The following is a 17,786-nucleotide window of genomic DNA, read 5'->3' as shown; positions in this document are numbered from 1 at the left end:
CGACCGTAACCTGGTGATCGCTTCAGGTGTATCCCCGCAGGGAACATGTTCCGTAACCGAAGGACCTACCCGGCTTGTCCCTTTCAAATCTGACCCAGAGCCAGCGCCACGGCATGAGCGAGCTGTTCCGGAAGATCGCACCCGTGGCGGACGAGCTCGGCGAGCTTTTCGCAGCCAGGGGCTACCAGATCGCCCTCGTCGGCGGCTCCGTACGCGATGTCTTCCTCGCAAGGATCGGCAACGACCTCGACCTGACCACGGACGCGAGGCCCGAGACCGTCCTGGAGCTCGTCCGCGACTGGGCCGACTCCATCTGGACGATCGGCATCGACTTCGGCACCGTCGGCGTCCGCAAGGGCGGGTGGCTGCTGGAGATCACGACCTATCGCAGCGAGTCGTACGATCCCAAGTCGCGCAAGCCCGACGTGGCCTACGGCGACACGCTGGAGGGCGACCTGGCCCGGCGCGACTTCGCGGTCAACGCGATGGCGCTGCGCCTGCCCTCCCGCGAGTTCGTCGACCCGCACGGCGGCCTCGACGATCTGCACGCCAAGGTGCTGCGCACCCCGGGCCCTCCCGAGCGCTCCTTCGGAGACGACCCGCTGCGGATGCTCCGCGCCGCGAGGTTCGCCAGTCAGCTCGGCTTCTCCGTCGATCCGGCGGCGCTCGCCGCGATGGGCGCGATGGCCGACAGGATCGACATCGTCTCCGCCGAGCGCATCCGCGACGAGCTGGACAAGCTCATCGGCGGTGACCGTCCCCGCGAGGGTCTGCGGATCCTCGTCGAGTCGGGGCTCGCCGCCCACGTGCTGCCCGAGTTGCCGAAACTCCGGCTGGAGATCGACGAGCACCATCGGCACAAGGACGTCTACGAGCACTCGCTGATCGTGCTGGAGCAGGCGATCGACCTGGAGGAGAACGGCCCCGACCAGATCCTGCGCTGGGCCGCGCTCCTGCACGACGTGGGCAAGCCGAAGACCCGCCGCCACGAGCCCGGCGGCAGGGTCTCCTTCCACCACCACGAGGTGGTCGGGGCCCAGCTCGCCAGGAAGCGCATGACGGAGCTGAAGTTCCCCAAGGACGTGGTGGCCGATGTCTCCCGCCTGGTGGAGCTGCACCTGCGCTTCCACGGGTACGGCACGGGAGAGTGGACCGACTCGGCCGTGCGCCGCTACGTCCGCGACGCCGGACACCTGCTGGAGCGCCTGCACAGGCTGACCCGCGCCGACTGCACCACCCGCAACCGGCGCAAGGCACTGGCCCTGTCGCAGACCTACGACCAGCTGGAGGAGCGCATCGCCCGGCTGGCCGAGGAGGAGGAGCTCGGCAAGATCCGCCCCGAGCTCGACGGCAACGAGATCCAGGAGCTCCTCGGCGTTCCGCCGGGTCCTGTCGTGGGCCGCGCCTACAGGTTCCTGCTGGAGATGCGCCTCGACAGGGGTGTCATCGGCAAGGAGGCGGCCGCGGACGCCCTCCGGGAGTGGGCGCGGGCCAACGAGGCCGGCGACGAGGCCGGTGGCGCGGGAGGAATGAGCGAGGTGCGCTCTGAACGGCGCCCCTGAGCTGAACGATCACGTCATCCCCGGTTCCCGTCCCGATGGTGTCGGCGGCCTCGACGGTCTCGACGGGGCCGGGATCGCCCTGCTCGACCGGGAGCACGTGTGGCACCCCTACGCGGCCGCGCCCCAGCCGGTGGCGCCGCACGTGGTCTCCCGTGCGGACGGGGTGCGGATCACCCTCGCCGACGGGCGCGAACTGGTCGACGGCATGTCGTCCTGGTGGGCGGCGATCCACGGCTACAACCACCCCCGGCTCAACCGGGCGCTGAAGGACCAGCTGGAGGACATGGCGCACGTCATGTTCGGCGGGCTCACCCACGAGCCCGCCGTACGGCTGGCCGCCACGCTCGCCTCCATGACCGGGCTGCCGAGGGTGTTCCTCGCCGATTCCGGGTCGGTCGCCGTCGAGGTCGCGATCAAAATGGCGTACCAGTTCACCGGCAGGGGACGGCTGCTCACGGTGAGGGGCGGCTACCACGGCGACACCTTCGGGGCGATGTCGGTCTGCGACCCGGTCAACGGCATGCACCACCTGTTCTCCGGCGTGCTGCCCGAGCACGTGTTCGCCGACCGGCCGCCGCGCGAGTACGACGAGGGCTACGCGGCAGGGCTGTCGGACCTGGTCGCCCGGCACGCCCACGAGCTGGCCGCGATCATCGTGGAGCCGGTCGTCCAGGGGGCGGGCGGTATGCACTTCTACCACCCGGCCTACCTGCGGCTGCTCCGCGAGCTCGCCGACGAGCACGGCGTCCTGCTGATCGCCGACGAGATCGCCACCGGGTTCGGCAGGACCGGGGAACTGTTCGGCTGCGACCATGCCGGGATCAGGCCCGACATCATGTGCCTGGGCAAGGCCCTGACCGGCGGCTACATGTCGCTGGCCGCGACGCTGTGCACCGAGCGGGTGGCGAGGGGCGTCGGGGTGCTGATGCACGGGCCGACCTTCATGGGCAACCCACTGGCCGCGGCCGTCGCGAGCGCCTCCCTGGAGCTCCTGCGGGAGCGCCCGTGGCGCGAGGAGGTCGGCCGGATCGAGGCCGGTCTCCTGGCGGGCCTGAAAGGGGCCTCGGGGGCGGCCGGGGTGAGGGACGTGCGGGTCATCGGCGCGATCGGGGTGGTCGAGGCCCGCGAGCCCGTCGACGTCCCCGCCGTCCAGGACCTCGTCATGCGGCACGGCGTCTGGCTCCGCCCGTTCGGACGGCTGATCTACGCCATGCCGCCCTACTCGATCGGCGACGACGACCTGGAGAGGGTCACGACGGCGATGACGGCGGCGGCCCGCTCACTGTGAGGGATGTGGGGGCGACGACGGTCGCCCGGTCATCGTGAGGAGCATGACGGCGGCGGGGGTTCGGTCGTCGTGAAGGGCACGAGGGCGACGACGCCCGCTCACTGTGAGGGCTGCGACGGCGATGACGGCAGCGGTTCGGCCACTCGGGCCGGCGTGACGACCCGGTAGATCACCGCGCCCGCGACGTATCCGACGGCGATGAGCACCAGCACGAGCAGCGACTTGCCATCCGGCGGCAGCAGCGCCGCCGCCAGTGCCGCGGCCAGCACGTAGCTGCCGTTGAAGAGCATGTCGTAGATGGAGAAGGCCCGGCCGAGGTAGGCGTCCTGGAGATCCCGCTGGACGGCGGTGTCGGCGCAGATCTTGATGCTCTGCCCGGCGATGCCGAGGACGAAGCCCGTGGCCGCGAACCCCCACTGCTGGAACGCCGCACAGAACGCGAGCGTCAGCACCCCGGAGGTGATCAGCATGGCCGGGACCCATCGTTCGATGGTGAAGCGTTCCGTGGCCCACGGCGTGACCAGGATGGCCAGGAAGTAACCGACCCCCGAGGTGGCGACCACGACGGAGACCGCGTTCAGCGCGTCCTCGGCGTTCTCCGCGAAGTAGTAGCGCGACAGCAGCACGAGCATCGCCGTGCACATGCCGTACATGAACCGGTGGGTGGCCATCGCACCCATCGCCGCGGCGGCGGCCCGGTGCCGGACGAGGTGTCTCGCGCCGTCGGCCAGGCCGGCCAGCACGTGGCGTACGGCCTCGCGGGCCTGCGGCCGGTCGGGGTCGTCGGCGGGACCGAGCAGACGCCTTCCCATGGTCATGGCGATGAGCGCGCTGAGCCCGAAGACGAGGCCGGAGACGACGAGCAGCACGGCCGTACCCGGGTGGCCGGAGCCGAAGACCGCCCGGAGCAGGTATCCGGCGCCTATGCCCACGAAGGTGAGCACGGTGCCCGAGGTCGGGGTGACCGCGTTGGCCACCATCAGCCGGTCGGCGGGCACGACGTGCGGGAGTGAGGCCCCCAGCGCGGCGAGGAAGAAACGGTTCACCCCGAGGACGCCGAGCGCGGCGACGTAGAAGATGCCGTCGGGGGCGTTCGCCGCGACGAGTGCCGCCGCCACGAGCAGCAGCGCCCCGCGGACCATCGGCGCGATGACGAGGATCTGCCGCCGCGACCAGCGGTCGATGAACACCCCGACGAAGGGTCCCAGGATCGAGTACGGCAGCAGCAGCACGGCGAGCCCTGCGGCGATCTCCACCGCGCTCGTGCTCTTCTCCGGGCTGAAGAACGCGAATCCGGCCACGGCGAACTGGAAGATCCCGTCGGAGAACTGCGAGACCAGGCGGGTCGCGTACAGCCTCCGGAAGTCCCGACCTTCCAGGACCACACGTAGATCGGATGCAAATGACACGCGCTCAGCCTATGTGTGGGCGGCATGGGCGGGCATCGGGAACCTCCCTGATTGTGTTATTGGGCATTTACCACCTTTGCCTACGTATCACTTAGGGGGCGCGGTAAACCAACATGATCACGTACCCTCGTTCGAGTGACACCTGATGAACACGTTGTGCTCGTCGACACCGAGGGAAACGCGATCGGCACGGCGGCGAAGGCCACGGTGCACGGTCCCGACACTCCCCTCCATCTGGCCTTCTCCAGTTACGTGTTCGACGAGCAGGGGCGGGTCCTGCTCTCCCGCCGCGCACTGCACAAGACGACCTGGCCGGGGGTGTGGACCAACAGCTGCTGCGGCCACCCCCTGCCCGGCGAGCCGCTCCCCGAGGCGGTGACCCGCAGGCTCTCCCACGAGCTCGGCCTCGCGGCCGACCGGGTCGACCTCCTCCTGCCGCGCTTCTCCTACCGAGCGGTCATGGACAACGGCATCGTCGAGCGGGAGCTGTGCCCGGTCTACCGGGTGCTGGTGACCGCGGAGGCCGCGCCGAACCCCGACGAGGTCGACGACGTCCGCTGGATGCCGTGGAAGGAGTTCACCGACGGGGTGCTCGGCGACCGCCTGGCGATCTCCCCCTGGTGCCGCGAGCAGGTTCCCCAGCTGGTCGAGCTCGGCGCCGACCCGTTCGCCTGGGGGGCCGCGGACCCCGCCGACCTCCCGCCCGCCGCCCGCTGACGCGCCGGCCTCCCCCCGCCCCCCATCGAGACCTTCCGCCCCGGCGGTGTGAGTGCCTCTCACACCGGCGGTCGTTCAACGGCGAGAGCCCTCGGCCCACGTGGGCCGAGGGCTCTCGCCGTTCGATGCCGGAAGGCTCGGGAAGGTCAGCGCTCGACCTCGCCGCGGATGAACTTCTCCACGTACTCGCGCGCCTCGTCGTCGGAGTACTGCTCCGGCGGCGACTTCATGAAGTAGGAGGAGGCGGACAGGATCGGCCCGGCGATGCCCCGGTCAAGGGCGATCTTGGCGGCGCGCACCGCGTCGATGATGATGCCGGCGGAGTTGGGGGAGTCCCATACCTCCAGCTTGTACTCCAGGTTGAGGGGGGTGTCGCCGAAGGACCTGCCCTCCAGGCGCACGTACGCCCACTTGCGGTCGTCGAGCCACGGCACGTGGTCGGAAGGGCCGATGTGCACGTCGGCCTTCTGCATCTCGTGCGGGATCTGCGAGGTGACCGCCTGGGTCTTGGAGATCTTCTTGGACTGCAGGCGCTTGCGCTCCAGCATGTTCATGAAGTCCATGTTGCCGCCGAAGTTCAGCTGGTAGGTGCGGAGCAACTCGACGCCGCGGTCCTCGAACAGCTTCGCCATCACGCGGTGCGTGATGGTCGCACCGACCTGGGACTTGATGTCGTCGCCGACGATCGGGACGCCCGCGTCGACGAACTTCTGCGCCCACGCGGGGTCGGAGGCGATGAACACCGGCAGCGCGTTGACGAACGCGACCTTCGCGTCGAGGGCGCACTGCGCGTAGAAGCGGTCGGCCTCCTCCGAGCCCACCGGCAGGTAGGAGACAAGAACGTCCACCTTGCTGTCCTTGAGGACCTGCACGACGTCGACCGGAGCCTCGTCGGACTCCTCGACCATCTCCCGGTAGTACTCGCCAAGACCGTCGAAGGTGGGGCCACGCTGCACCGTGACGCCGAGCGGCGGCACGTCGCAGATCTTGATCGTGTTGTTCTCCGAGGCCACGATCGCCTCGGACAGGTCACGCCCGACCTTCTTGGCGTCCACGTCGAAAGCCGCGACGAACTCCACGTCGCCGATGTGATAGTCGCCGAACTTGACGTGCATCAGGCCCGGCACCCGCATACCGGGGTCGGCGTCCCGGTAGTAGTGCACGCCCTGAATGAGCGACGTGGCGCAGTTGCCTACACCGACAATGGCTACGCGCACCGAACCCATGGCACTCGCTCCCCTTTTGTTCTCTTAGTGGTCAGTTTTCTTCCGGGGTGGCGTGCCGCCCCGTCGTGCCCGTCCCTGGCGCGGGCGCCCTGGACGTCTCCTCTTGCGCGGGTCGCCGCTCCCCCTCCGGCGGCGATGCCTGCCGTTCGGTGGCGATCAGCTCATTCAACCAGCGCACTTCGCGTTCGACCGACTCCAGGCCGTGACGCTGAAGCTCAAGGGTGTAGCTGTCCAGCCGCTCGCGCGTACGGGCGAGTGCCGTGCGCACGCTGTCCAGGCGTTCCTCAAGTCGGCTGCGGCGACCCTCGAGAATGCGCAGGCGCACCTCGGCCTCGGTGTGCCTGAAGAAGGCGAAGTGCACGCCGAAGCTCTCGTCCTCCCAGGCGGAAGGGCCCGCCTGGGTGAGGAGCTCCTGCAGGCGTTCCTTGCCCTCCGCGGTCAGCTTGTAGACGATCTTCGAACGGCGGCCGGGGAGCACGATGGCGCTGTCGGCGGCCGTGGTGGCCGCGGCGGCGTCGCCGTCTTCGACGATCAGTCCGTCGGTGAGCAACTGGCGGAGGCACGGGTAGAGCGAGCCGTAGGAGAACGCCCGGAACATACCGAGCAGGGCGTTGAGCCGTTTGCGCAGCTCATAGCCGTGTAGAGGGGTCTCGTGCAACGACCCGAGCACGGCCAGCTCCAGCACGCCGCCACGTCCGCCGGCCACTGGAAACCACCACCTCTCGCGTCGATGTATCGAACCGATACATCGACAGGATACGTCCATTCAACATAAGGCTGCAATCAGCGACTTTCCCAAGAGGTTGGGAGCAAACGCCAAAAAGCCGTAGTCTGGCGCCTATGTGGTCACAGCAGACGGTGGTGGGAGATGGCCCCCACGTGGCGTGGACCGCTTTTCAATACCGGGAATCCCACGTCAATGTGGGAGAGGTCTGCCAAGGTTGTTGCCGGAACCACCTGACGATCTCGTTCGTCCCCGGGAGTGGAGATCCACCCGAATGGGCCGGCCACCAGTGAGCCAAGGCGACGAGATCTCCGGTGATCAGGAGGTAGTCTCGCCCGCCTGCACGCCGTCGTAGACCCCGATGACCGAACGAGGACGCGTGAGTTACAGCAACAGCAATGACCCGGAGTCGGACGGGCGCCGCCAGGGCGCCGACGAGTCGTCTCGCCAGGGGCGGCGCCGTCGCTCAAGCCCAGGAGCCGCTTCCCGTGCAGTCCCCTCTCCGCAAAACGTTCAAACCGGTGCGGGTCGGGATTCTCCTCGACAGGCACCGCAGGCGGGAGCCGACCCCCGGACCGCGATGATGCCCCAGCACGGCGGCATGCCCTACTCCGGCGGCGCATCCCAGCAGCCCGGCGGACCACCCCGGCGCGACGCGGGCGCTCCCGGTGGCATGCCCCCGCGCGGCCCCGCCGGTCCCGGCGCTCCCGGCGGGACGCCTCAGCCGGGTCCCGGGGATGTACGTCGCCGTGACACCGACCCGACAGGCCGCCGCGCCGAGGCCGCCTTCGAGGACACCCAGGCGATGCTCGCCGCCCAGTCGGGCGGCGGGCGTTCTGCGGGTTCGAGGCCGGGCGAGGGCGGCCGCAGGCGCCGAGGACGCGGTGCGAGCGCTCTCGCCGCGGAGGGTCCCGGAGGCCCGGAAGGACCCGAGGGCCCCGGCAGAGACGGTTTCGACGGCGACGGTTTCGACGGCGACGACGAACCCCCCAAGAGGTGGACGCGCTTCCTGCCCAACTGGAAGATCGTGATGGCCAGCTTCGTGGTCCTCACCGCGGGCGTCTTCGGCATGATCGCGGTCGCCTACGCCAACACGCCTGTCCCCTCGTCCCGGCAGGCCAGCGTCGACGACCGGGGCAGCGTCATCTACTACGGCGACGGCAAGACCGTGATGGCCCGCTACGGCACCAAGCGGACCCCGGTGAAGCTCAAGCAGATCCCCGTCCACGTCCAGGACGCGGTGATCGCCCTGGAGAACAAGACCTTCCGTACCGACAGCGGCATCGACGTCGCGGGCATGGCCCGTTCGGTTTGGAGCACCGTGAGCGGCGCCCAGCTCCAGGGCGCCTCGACCATCACCCAGCAGATGGCCCGCGGTTACTACGAAGGCCTCAGCCAGGAGGTCTCGATCCAGCGCAAGATCAAGGAGATCTTCGTCGCGGTCAAGATCAGTAAGACCCTGGAGAAGGACGAGATCCTTGAGGAGTACTTCAACCTCGTCTACTTCGGGCGCGGCGCGTACGGCATCCAGGCCGCGGCGAAGGCGTTCTTCGGTAAGAACGTCGGCGATCTGACCGTGCCCGAGGGCGCCTACCTCGCCGGCCGGATCCAGAACCCGAACGCCTTCGACATCCAGGAGACGGAGAAGAAGAACTACGCCGCGACCAAGGAGCGCTTCCAAGCGGCACTGAAGAACATGGCGGACATGAACCCCGCCGAGTACGGCAAGTACGCGAACAGCTCCTTCGAGGACCTGAAGTTCGAGGACGTCAAGGTCACGGAGACCTTCAAGGGGCTCAAGGGCTACATGCTCAACATCGTCTTCAGGGAGCTCGCCGGGCGGGGCATCACACAGGACGACCTGAAGACCGGCGGTTTCAAGGTCTACACCACGTTCAACAAGAACATGATGAAGGCCGCCAGGGACGCGGTGAAGGCCAGGACCGCCGGCCTGGATCCGACCATCCACGCCAGGCTGGCCTCGGTGAACCCGAAGAACGGCCGGGTGCTCGCCTTCTACAGCGGCGACGACTTCGTCAACGACTTCAACAACCGCGCGTTCGACTCCACCAAGCAGGCGGCCTCCGCGTTCAAGCCCTACGTGCTCGCGGCCTGGCTGGAGAGCGGCAAGTCGCTCGACAGTTACGTCGAGGGCATGGCGACGATCAAGATGCCGAACACCACCCCGATCAGCAACTCGGGGAATCAGCCGTTCGGGCCGATCAACATGGTCAAGGCCATGGCCAGCTCGGTCAACACCGTCTTCGCCCAGATGGGCAAGGAGGTCACGCTCGAAGAGGTGGCGAGGATCGCGAGGGAGGCGGGGGTCGGCGAGACGGCGAAGCAGAACCCCGCCTACAAGGGCAAGAACGCGGTCGACTGGGCGGTCGAGAACCAGAACTACCTGACCACCATCGGTGTGGCCTCGGTGACCGCGGTCGAACAGGCCGCCGGTTATTCGATCTTCGCCAACGAGGGCAAGCACGTCGACTGGCACACCGTCGTCAAGGTGACCAAGCACGACGGCACCGTCGTGCTCAAGGAACTGGCCGACGCGAAGCAGGTCATCACCCCCGAGTCCGCGGCCGACGCGACCGTCGCGCTCCAGGCGGTCGTCAAGAGCGGTACCGGTGGTGCGGCCAACATCGGCACCCGGCCGGTGGCCGGCAAGACCGGCACGAACAACGCCTACAAGGACGCCTGGTTCGTCGGCTTCACCCCGCAGCTCGTCACCGCGGTCGGAATGTCCAAGGACGTGCCCTACAACAAGGCGGGGACGCGCAAGCTCAAGGTCGACAAGTACGGCCTGCCGAGCAGGAAGATCAAGGACGAGAACATCGTCTGGAAGGAGGAGCCCATGCCCTCCTTCATCGGCGGTGGCGGCACCCCGACCCAGATCTGGCACGACTTCATGCAGACCGTGACCGCGAAGGACGAGGTCCTGCAGTTCCCGCCGAGGGCCAACACCGGATCGCCGAACAACCTGGCCACGCCCAAGCCGACGCCCTCGCCGACGCCGACGACGGAGGACACCAACCCCTTCCCTGACGAGAACGGCGACGACGGCTGGTCGAACGACCCCCCCGACGACGGTGGCGATTTCGGCGGCAACGAGTGCCTTCCCGGGGACCCCTCATGTGACGTCGGCGATGACGGCGGTTGGGGCGGCGACGGGCCGCCGAACGGCGTGATCGAGCAGAACGGTGCGCCAGGCGTGGTCGGCGCACCGGGAACACCTGCCGGGGCCCTCGTGCCGACACCCACAGCGAGCGGACGACGTCCCTGATGAAGAACCTTCTGCCGCAGCGGGAGTCGCTGTCCGAGTTAGGCAACCGGGCCATTCCGTACACGCCGCTCGCCCTGTTCGCGGGGCTGGGGGCGGTTCTGGCCTGGTTCTGGAAGTGGCCGTGCCGCGTCGACGGGGCATGGAACGACGGGACCCTGCAGTTCACGAACTTCTGTTACACCGACATCTATCCCCTGTGGTGGAACGAGAAGCTCAACGAGGGCATGGTCCCCTACTTCGACTATCCGGTCGAATACCCCGTCGGCATCGGCGGGATCATGGAGTTCTTCCGCCGGATCGTCACCCCCATGAGCGATCCGGGGACGGCGTTCTACGACCTCACCGTCATCCTCATGGCGCTCTGCCTGGTCGTCGGCGTTCTGCTGATGGCCGCGCTGGCCGGTCCCGCCAGGCGCTGGGACGCGCTCTGGTACGCCCTCGCCCCCGCGCTGATCCTCACCGCGTACATCAACTGGGACCTGGCGGCCAATGCCCTCGCGCTGGGCGCGCTGCTGGCCTGGTCGAAGCGGAAACAGTGGCTCGCGGGCATCCTGCTGGGCCTCGCGATCGCCACCAAGTTCTATCCGCTGATGTTCCTCGGCCCGCTGTTCCTGCTCGCGCTGCGAACCGGCAAATGGGTGCCGTTCCTCAAGACGATCGGCGGTGCCGCGGGCGCCTGGCTCGTCGTCAACGTGCCGATCATGATCTTCGCCTTCGACGGGTGGAAGAGGTTCTACGTCTTCAGCCAGGAGCGACCGGCCGACTGGGGCTCCATCTGGTACTTCTTCAACCAGAAGCAGTGGCCGATCCTGGGTGACGCCGAACTCCTCGACAAGCTGGGCGTCGTCTCGCTCGCCGCGTTCTGCCTCGCGATCGCCGTGATCACGCTGACGGCGAAGACCCGTCCCCGCCTGATGCAGCTTTGCTTCCTCACCCTGGCGGCGTTCATGCTGACCAACAAGGTGTGGTCGCCGCAGTACGTGCTCTGGTTGATCCCCTTCGCGGTGCTCGCCAGGCCGGGCTGGAGGCCGATCGCGCTCTGGCAGCTCGCCGAGTGCTGGTACTTCTTCGCGATCTGGCTGTACCTGGTCGGCATCCAGCCGGGCAACGAGGCCCTGGGCATCGCGGGCGACACCTACTTCACCGCCGTGTGGGGCCGCGCGATCACCATCCTGATCATGATGGCGTTCGTCGTGCGGGACATCTTCGTCCCCGACAAGGACGTGATCCGCCAGGACGGGGCCGACGACCAGGCGGGCGGCGTCTTCGACGAGGCACCCGACCGTTTCCGGCTCGCGCTCTCCAGCGTCGGGGCCGTTCGGTGAGCTGAGCTCCCCCGGGGTGACGCGGGACGGGGTGGGTTTGTTCGGCGGGGCGCAGGTGTCCTGCGCTCCGCCGGGGTGACAGGGGGACAGGCCGAGGCGTCCGCGTCCGGGGCTCGGCCGGGGTGACAGGGGGCCGGATGGGTCTGTTCGGTGAGCGTTCACATCTGGCGGTTCGCCTAGATGATCCGGGACAATTCGACCTTGTGACTACTCCCCCCGCTCCTCCGCGAGACGCGCCCCCCGCGCCTTCCGCTCCTGAGCGCGTTGTCGCGACGGAAGGACTGCTGCTCTGGCTGGCCTCCAGGTTGGGAATCGTCGTCCTGGTCGTCATCGGCTCTCAGGCGCTCATGGAGGGGGACGCCATACCGGCGCCCTTCCTGGAGCGCTGGCGCAACTGGGACGCCAATCTGCTCATCACCATCGCCGAACACGGGTACGGCGGGCCTCCGGGCAGCGAGCCCGACAGGGGGTTGCCCGCCTTCTTCCCCGGAATGCCGCTGATGCTCCGCGCGGTGCATCTCGTGATCGACGACTGGACCCTCGCCGGGCTGCTCATCTCCCTGGTGGCCGGCGCCGTCGCGATGACGGCGCTCGCCAGGCTGGCCGAGTTCGAGGGGCCGCGGGGAGCGGGCCGGTACGCGGTGCTCGCGCTGCTGCTCTGGCCGATGGCGGTGTTCCTGTTCGCGGGCTACAGCGAGGCGCTCTTCCTCGCCTTCGCCATTCCCGCCTGGCTCGCGGCGCGTCAGGGCCGCTGGCCGCTCGCCGCGGCCCTGGCGGCGGGCGCCTCCTGCGTGCGCATCACCGGCCTGTTCCTCGCCATCGCGCTGATCGTGGAGTTCCTCGTCCGCAGGCATCCCCTACGGCAGGTGGGGTGGCTGCTCCTCCCGTTCGTGCCGCTCGGCCTCTACTCCGCCTACCAGTACTCCCGTACGGGTGACTGGCTGGCCTGGAAGACCGCGCAGGAGGCCGGTTGGGGACGTTACATGGTGTGGCCCTGGGAGTCTTGGACCACGACCTGGGGCGCGGCGATGGGCGAAGGGCGGATGGCCTGGGCGTTCCGGCTGGAGGTCGCGGGGGCGATCGTCGGGGTCGCGCTCGTGCTTGTCCTGCTCTACCTGCGGAGGTGGAGCGAGTTCGTCTATGTGGGGCTCCAGGTGGGTGCCCTGGTGTGTTCCGCCTACTACCTGTCGGTACCGCGCTCGGCGCTGCTGTGGTGGCCGCTCTTCGTCCTGATCGGCAGGGCGAGCAGCGGTCCTGAACCGTGGCGACGATGGATCATCGTCGTCTACGCCCTGGTGCTGGGACCGTTGATGGCGCTCAACGCGTTGATCTTCGCCGACGGTGCCTGGGTGGGCTGAGCCGTAAGGGGGATCCCTGTACCCAGTCCTTGGAAAAAGTAATCCCATGAAGTTATCCACAGGCTGTGGATCAACTTGCGCTCACCGGCGAGACGTTCTCCGCGACGCCGCCGTCCGGCGGCACCGCCACCTCGTCCCGGCCCCGGAACCTCGCCTCAGAGCTTCGTCCGGAGGAAGGCGATGTCCTCGGCCTGGCCGTCGAAGGGGGTCTCCACCACGATCGGCGCGTTCGCGCTCCGGCACACGCCCAGGATGAGCTCGGGGTCGATCTGGCCCGCGCCGAGGCTCGCGTGCCGGTCGGCGCCGGAGTCGAAGGCGTCGCGCGAGTCGTTGCAGTGGATCAGGTCGATCCTGCCGGTGATCGCCATGACCCGCTCGACCACGTCCGCCAGGTCCTCACCACCCGCGTGCGCGTGGCAGGTGTCGAGGCAGAAGCCCACGTCGAAGCCGTCGAGCGCGTCCCACAGCCGGGCGATGCGCTCGAGCTTGCGCGCCATCGCGTTGCCGCCGCCCGCGGTGTTCTCGATGAGAACGGGGACCTCGTGCTCCTCAAGGCGTTCGAACACCTTGCGCCAGTTGTCGAAGCCCTTCTGCGGGTCGTCTCCGGCGCCGACGTGCCCGCCGTGGACGATCAGACCCCGGGCGCCCAGCTCGGCCGCCGCCGCGAGGTGCGAGCTCAGCAGCTTGCGGCTGGGGATGCGCACCCGGTTGTTGACGGTCGCGACGTTGATCACGTAGGGGGCGTGGACGTAGACCTCCACGTCCGAGTCCTTGATCTCCCGGGTCTTCTCGCCGATGACCGGGGCCTTCCACCCCTTCGGGTCACCGAGGAAGAACTGCACGACCTGGGCATCGCGTGCCCTGGCGTGGGCCAGCGGGTCGTCCTGGTCGACGTGAGCTCCGATAAGCGGCATGTATCCGAGAGTAGCCGTTTCAACGCCGAGGGCAGGGGCAGTCGCAGGTCGCGCCCCACCGCCCGCCCCCACGGGCCAACCCCAAGGAGTTCCAAGTGGCTGCTCGCTATCGCAGAGGGATCAGTCTCATCGGTCTCATCTACATCCTGATCGGCATCTATGTCGCCTGGCTGTACGACTACATCACCCCCGCGCTCCTGAAGGACATCGCCGAGGCACTGCTCGCCGTCTTCCTGTGGTTCCTCATCCTGCTGGGCGTGGATCTGCGCCTCGGCTGACCCCGCGTGCCGTACGCGCCCCCGATCGCATCGGATCGGACACAACCGCCGATCTGCGGCGAGGCGGCACGCGCGGAGAACGGGGCCGGTCGTTCCCCGCTCCCGTGCGAGATCTTTCAGGGCCGCTCGCGGCCCGGTCCTCGTCGGTGTGGCCCTCGTCAGGTTCGGGACCCTACGGGAAAAACCCCCCGTTGCGGATGCCGAAGGCCACACCGACGAACGAGGCCACGATGCCTACGATGTTCAGCGCGCGCTCCGGTGTCGTGGCGGAGACGTACTGGGAGTAGAGACCTCCGCAGAAGCCGAGCACCCCGAGCCACGACGCGACGGGGTGCGCGGCGGGGATGAGCCCGGCCGCGAAGGCGACAAGTCCGCAGAGGATCGTGCAGACGCTCAGCACGTTCTCCAGGGGATGACGTCGCCCGTCGCTGTTCAGCCTGAACCGGAAACGCCCACTCGGGCTCTGTCCGGACACATGAGGCACCTTCATCGCCCCCTTTCCCATGAGGGCGTGTCCTCACGAGGACGAACCCGTTTCTTCTGTGGGGACGTGCCCGGCGAGGCGACGGCCCAACCCTTGACGGGCTGGTAGGCTGGCACGGCTACGTCGAATGGGTGTGTCATGGCCCACCCTCCACCCCGAGCGCCGAAATGGGAGTTCCGGGGTGAAGCACGTCAGCGTCCTCCTGTCACGGCACGGTGTCGTGACCGCAAGAGTCCAGAGGAGGTTGGAAGTCAGCATGCGCCGTTACGAAGTGATGGTCATTCTTGACCCCTCGCTCGATGAGCGTACGGTCGCCCCTTCCCTCGACCAGTTCCTCACGGTCGTCCGCAACGACGGCGGCACCGTGGAGAAGGTCGACGTGTGGGGTCGCCGCAAGCTGTCCTACGACATCGCGAAGAAGCCCGAGGGCATCTACGCCGTCATCGACCTGAGCGCCGAGCCCGCCACGGTCAAGGAGCTCGACCGGCAGATGAACCTCAACGAGGGAATCCTGCGCACCAAGGTCCTGCGCCCGGACGTGCACTAAATCTCCGGCATTTTGTCGGACGGCAGCCGTACTCTGAGCCGATAACCAGCGAAGGCCGCAGGAAGGGCAGCGCTAGCCATGGCAGCAGGCGACACCACGATCACCATCGTCGGCAACCTCGTCGACGATCCGGAGCTGCGCTTCACCCCCACGGGGCAAGCGGTGGCCCGGTTTCGCATCGCGTCCACTCCGAGGTTCCTCGACAAGACGACCAACGAGTGGAAAGACGGCGAAGGCCTGTTCCTGACCTGCAACGTGTGGCGGCAGGCGGCGGAGAACGCCGCCGAGAGCCTCCAGCGCGGCATGCGGGTCATCGTTCAGGGACGGCTCCGCCAGAGGTCTTACGAGACCAAGGAAGGCGAGAAGCGCACCGTCTACGAGGTCGAGGTCGACGAGGTCGGCCCCTCCCTGAGAAACGCGACCGCCAAGGTCAACAAGACCGCCCGTCAGGGCGGTGGCGGTGGCTTCGGCGGCGGTCCCGCCAACGACCCGTGGGCCTCCGCGGCGCCGGCCGCACCGCAAGGTGGCGGCTTCTCCGGCGGCGGCGGCAACAACTACGGTGGCGGCGGTCAGCAGCAGCAGGGTGGCGGCGGCTTCGGCGGCGGCGACTTCAGCGACGAACCGCCTTTCTAGGGACGTTCTTTCGGGACGGTCACGACCGCGCCCGGCGTCCCAGTCCATATCCGCAGCGACCATTCCCGCCTGACGGCGGGGCTCTGAAAGGAGCACCACGATGGCCAAGCCGGCACTGCGCAAGCCCAAGAAGAAGGTTTGCCTGTTCTGCCACGACAAGATCTCCTACGTCGACTACAAGGACACGGGGCTGCTTCGGAAGTTCATCTCCGACCGCGGCAAGATCCGTGCCCGCCGGGTGACGGGTAACTGCACCCAGCACCAGCGTGACGTGGCGACCGCTATCAAGAACGCTCGTGAGATGGCGCTCCTGCCGTACATGAGCACCGCGCGCTAAGGAGGTCCGGACAGATGAAGCTCATTCTCACCAGTGAGGTCACCGGCCTCGGCGCCCCCGGCGACATCGTCGAGGTCAAGAGCGGTTACGGCCGCAACTACCTGCTTCCCCGCGGCTTCGCGATCCTCTGGACGCGCGGCGGCGAGAAGCAGATCTCCTCGATCAAGAAGGCCCGCGACGCTCGCGAGATTCGCGACCTTGGCACCGCCAAGGAGGTCGCCGGTCAGCTGCAGGCCCTGAAGGTGGTCCTGAAGACGAAGGCCGGCGAGTCCGGCCGCCTCTTCGGCTCCATCACCACGGGTGACGTCGCCGAGGCCGTGAAGGCCGCCGGTGGCCCCCTGCTCGACCGCCGTCGCATCGAGATCGCCTCCGCGATCAAGAGCCTCGGCTCCCACCGGGTCAGCGTCAAGCTGCACCCGGAGGTCTCCGCGTCCCTCGATGTCGAGGTCGTCGCGGCCTGACAGGCCCCGTGAGACAAGGGCTCCTCTCCGTTCGCGGGGAGGGGCCCTTGTCCTTTCCCGGCCCTCATACGGATCCGGGGAGTGCTCTTTCCCGTCCTCCGGGGGAGCCTGGGTGATCGATGAAAGTCCCCTTTCCCGCCGGGAAAAGTTCATATGGTGGTACCCCGTTACCCCAGGTCACTGCGAATACATACAATTCGGAAATCGTTGCTTCGCCCTGGAGGTTTTGTCATGGTCCGTCCCTCGACGCTGTTCGCGCTCGGTGCCCTCGCGGCAACCGCGGTGGCCTGTGCGCCGGCTTCGGAAACGGCGACTCCGGCGAGCCCCACGTCCTCGAGCGCCTCCGGCGACGCCTCCACGGCCCCCAGTGCCTGCGCCAAGGACAGCCCCGCGCTGAAGACGCCCGGCAAGCTGACCATCGGCACCGACAAGCCCGCCTACGACCCGTGGTTCAGCGACGACGACCCCACCAACGGCAAGGGCTTCGAGAGTGCGGTCGCCTACGCCGTCGCGGACCAGCTGGGCTTCGCCAAGGATGACGTCACCTGGGCCACGGTGAAGTTCGACTCCGCGTTCGCGCCGGGCGCCAAGCAGTTCGACTTCGACGTGAACCAGGTCTCGGTGACCCCCGACCGGGCGAAGGTCGTCGACTTCAGCAAGGGCTACTACACGGTGAAGCAGGCCGTGGTCGCGCTGGACGGCTCCAAGATCGCCTCTACCACGGACCTCGCGGGCCTGAAGGACGCCAAGATCGGTGTGCAGATCGGCACCACCTCGCTGCAGGCGGTGAAGGACGTGATCAAGCCCTCGTCCGAGCCCAACGTCTACAACGAGCAGATCGACGCCGTCAACGCGCTCAAGAACAAGCAGGTCGACGCCGTGGTGGTGGACCTGCCCACCGCCTTCTACGTGACCGCCGCACAGGTCGAGAACTCCAAGATCGTCGGTCAGTTCGGCGCGGCCTCCGGTGAGCCCGAGGTCTTCGGCGCGGTCTTCGAGAAGGGCAGCCCGCTGGTGAGCTGCGTGAACGAGGCCATCGACAAGCTGACCGCCTCCGGTGAGCTGGCGAAGATCGAGACCGAGTGGCTCGGCTCCGCCGCGGGCGCACCGGAGCTGAAGTGACCCTGGAGCATTCTCCGACGTCGCCCAAAGCCGGACCTGGAGCCGGACTCGGACCTGGAGCCGGACTCGGACCTGGAGCCGGACTCGGAGCCGACGCGGACGCCCGGGTCTCGCC

Annotated in this window: 17 protein-coding genes; 12 read left to right on the top strand and 5 right to left on the bottom strand. The window is 68.2% G+C overall.

The features are described 5' to 3' along the window. Positions 1-113 precede the first annotated feature (113 nt). A complete protein-coding gene (locus tag ACIBH4_RS25595; RefSeq protein ID WP_362513736.1) occupies positions 114-1,562 on the top strand; it encodes a CCA tRNA nucleotidyltransferase in 1,449 nt (482 codons plus the stop codon). 73 nt (positions 1,563-1,635) lie between these two features. Further along, the gene (locus ACIBH4_RS25590) at positions 1,636-2,850 is read left to right on the top strand and encodes an adenosylmethionine--8-amino-7-oxononanoate transaminase (RefSeq protein WP_362513733.1); all 1,215 of its coding nucleotides are present in this window, start codon (positions 1,636-1,638) and stop codon (positions 2,848-2,850) included. 98 nt (positions 2,851-2,948) lie between these two features. Here the strand turns inward: ACIBH4_RS25590 and ACIBH4_RS25585 are convergent, their stop codons facing one another. After that, on the bottom strand, positions 2,949-4,235 hold the full coding sequence (locus tag ACIBH4_RS25585; protein WP_362513130.1) for an MFS transporter: 1,287 nt from the start codon (positions 4,233-4,235) through the stop codon (positions 2,949-2,951). A gap of 159 nt (positions 4,236-4,394) precedes the next feature. Between ACIBH4_RS25585 and idi the strand changes: the two genes are divergently transcribed. Then, positions 4,395-4,976: an isopentenyl-diphosphate Delta-isomerase gene (gene idi / locus ACIBH4_RS25580; protein WP_362768382.1), complete on the top strand. Its 582-nt coding sequence runs from the start codon at positions 4,395-4,397 to the stop codon at positions 4,974-4,976. A 146-nt stretch (positions 4,977-5,122) separates the two neighbouring features. Here the strand turns inward: idi and ACIBH4_RS25575 are convergent, their stop codons facing one another. Both ACIBH4_RS25575 and ACIBH4_RS25570 read right to left on the bottom strand, forming a co-directional pair. After that, positions 5,123-6,202: an inositol-3-phosphate synthase gene (locus tag ACIBH4_RS25575; RefSeq protein ID WP_362513123.1), complete on the bottom strand. Its 1,080-nt coding sequence runs from the start codon at positions 6,200-6,202 to the stop codon at positions 5,123-5,125. 31 nt (positions 6,203-6,233) lie between these two features. Then, a complete protein-coding gene (locus ACIBH4_RS25570; protein ID WP_362513120.1) occupies positions 6,234-6,908 on the bottom strand; it encodes a PadR family transcriptional regulator in 675 nt (224 codons plus the stop codon). Positions 6,909-7,506: 598 nt separating this feature from the next. On the opposite strand from ACIBH4_RS25570, the gene ACIBH4_RS25565 reads away from it, so the two are divergent. The 3 genes from ACIBH4_RS25565 (at position 7,507) to ACIBH4_RS25555 (ending at position 12,895) form a co-directional block, all read left to right on the top strand. After that, a complete protein-coding gene (locus tag ACIBH4_RS25565) occupies positions 7,507-10,212 on the top strand; it encodes a transglycosylase domain-containing protein (protein ID WP_362768379.1) in 2,706 nt (901 codons plus the stop codon). Next, a complete protein-coding gene (locus ACIBH4_RS25560) occupies positions 10,212-11,537 on the top strand; it encodes a glycosyltransferase 87 family protein (protein ID WP_362513112.1) in 1,326 nt (441 codons plus the stop codon). Before ACIBH4_RS25565 ends, ACIBH4_RS25560 begins: the two co-directional genes overlap by 1 nt. A 203-nt stretch (positions 11,538-11,740) precedes the next feature. Next, positions 11,741-12,895 carry a hypothetical protein gene (locus ACIBH4_RS25555; protein WP_362768376.1) on the top strand — a complete coding sequence of 385 codons (1,155 nt, stop codon included), beginning with the start codon at positions 11,741-11,743 and terminating at the stop codon, positions 12,893-12,895. A gap of 155 nt (positions 12,896-13,050) precedes the next feature. On the opposite strand, the gene ACIBH4_RS25550 is transcribed toward ACIBH4_RS25555, so the two are convergent. After that, positions 13,051-13,809, bottom strand: a complete 759-nt coding sequence (locus tag ACIBH4_RS25550) for a deoxyribonuclease IV (RefSeq protein ID WP_362513106.1) — start codon at positions 13,807-13,809, stop codon at positions 13,051-13,053. A 95-nt stretch (positions 13,810-13,904) separates the two neighbouring features. Here ACIBH4_RS25550 and ACIBH4_RS25545 point away from each other — a divergent pair, with 95 nt between their 5' ends. Next, positions 13,905-14,087: a hypothetical protein gene (locus tag ACIBH4_RS25545; protein ID WP_350941835.1), complete on the top strand. Its 183-nt coding sequence runs from the start codon at positions 13,905-13,907 to the stop codon at positions 14,085-14,087. Between the two features lie 172 nt (positions 14,088-14,259). Here the strand turns inward: ACIBH4_RS25545 and ACIBH4_RS25540 are convergent, their stop codons facing one another. Continuing rightward, positions 14,260-14,562 (bottom strand): hypothetical protein, encoded by a 303-nt coding sequence (locus ACIBH4_RS25540; RefSeq protein WP_362513101.1) that lies wholly within the window; start codon positions 14,560-14,562, stop codon positions 14,260-14,262. A gap of 265 nt (positions 14,563-14,827) precedes the next feature. On the opposite strand from ACIBH4_RS25540, the gene rpsF reads away from it, so the two are divergent. The 5 genes from rpsF (at position 14,828) to ACIBH4_RS25515 (ending at position 17,671) form a co-directional block, all read left to right on the top strand. After that, on the top strand, positions 14,828-15,118 hold the full coding sequence (gene rpsF / locus ACIBH4_RS25535; RefSeq protein ID WP_350941833.1) for a 30S ribosomal protein S6: 291 nt from the start codon (positions 14,828-14,830) through the stop codon (positions 15,116-15,118). Positions 15,119-15,196: 78 nt separating this feature from the next. Beyond that, a complete protein-coding gene (locus ACIBH4_RS25530) occupies positions 15,197-15,751 on the top strand; it encodes a single-stranded DNA-binding protein (RefSeq protein WP_350941832.1) in 555 nt (184 codons plus the stop codon). A gap of 100 nt (positions 15,752-15,851) precedes the next feature. After that, positions 15,852-16,088, top strand: coding sequence for a 30S ribosomal protein S18 (rpsR, locus tag ACIBH4_RS25525; RefSeq protein WP_344892480.1), 237 nt, complete (start codon positions 15,852-15,854; stop codon positions 16,086-16,088). 14 nt (positions 16,089-16,102) lie between these two features. Continuing rightward, complete coding sequence (gene rplI, locus ACIBH4_RS25520; RefSeq protein WP_344744211.1) at positions 16,103-16,549, top strand: 50S ribosomal protein L9; 447 nt, start codon at positions 16,103-16,105, stop codon at positions 16,547-16,549. A gap of 231 nt (positions 16,550-16,780) precedes the next feature. After that, positions 16,781-17,671: an ABC transporter substrate-binding protein gene (locus ACIBH4_RS25515; RefSeq protein ID WP_362768372.1), complete on the top strand. Its 891-nt coding sequence runs from the start codon at positions 16,781-16,783 to the stop codon at positions 17,669-17,671. Positions 17,672-17,786 lie beyond the last annotated feature (115 nt).

It is taken from the genome of Streptosporangium sp. NPDC050284, assembly GCF_044459525.1.
In the GTDB taxonomy this organism is placed as follows: Bacteria; Actinomycetota; Actinomycetes; order Streptosporangiales; family Streptosporangiaceae; genus Streptosporangium.
The sequence above is the reverse complement of the archived record's forward strand: the minus strand, read 5'-3'. Positions and strand labels throughout refer to the sequence as shown.

Bases quoted from the DNA above. Each gene is read 5' to 3' on its own strand.
- ACIBH4_RS25565 (WP_362768379.1), top strand. From the start codon at position 7,507: ATGATGCCCCAGCACGGCGGCATGCCCTACTCCGGCGGCGCATCCCAG.
- ACIBH4_RS25550 (WP_362513106.1), bottom strand. From the start codon at position 13,809: ATGCCGCTTATCGGAGCTCACGTCGACCAGGACGACCCGCTGGCCCAC.
- rpsF (WP_350941833.1), top strand. From the start codon at position 14,828: ATGCGCCGTTACGAAGTGATGGTCATTCTTGACCCCTCGCTCGATGAG.
- rpsR (WP_344892480.1), top strand. From the start codon at position 15,852: ATGGCCAAGCCGGCACTGCGCAAGCCCAAGAAGAAGGTTTGCCTGTTC.
- rplI (WP_344744211.1), top strand. From the start codon at position 16,103: ATGAAGCTCATTCTCACCAGTGAGGTCACCGGCCTCGGCGCCCCCGGC.
- ACIBH4_RS25560 (WP_362513112.1), top strand. From the start codon at position 10,212: ATGAAGAACCTTCTGCCGCAGCGGGAGTCGCTGTCCGAGTTAGGCAAC.
- ACIBH4_RS25515 (WP_362768372.1), top strand. From the start codon at position 16,781: ATGGTCCGTCCCTCGACGCTGTTCGCGCTCGGTGCCCTCGCGGCAACC.
- ACIBH4_RS25575 (WP_362513123.1), bottom strand. From the start codon at position 6,202: ATGGGTTCGGTGCGCGTAGCCATTGTCGGTGTAGGCAACTGCGCCACG.
- ACIBH4_RS25595 (WP_362513736.1), top strand. From the start codon at position 114: ATGAGCGAGCTGTTCCGGAAGATCGCACCCGTGGCGGACGAGCTCGGC.
- ACIBH4_RS25530 (WP_350941832.1), top strand. From the start codon at position 15,197: ATGGCAGCAGGCGACACCACGATCACCATCGTCGGCAACCTCGTCGAC.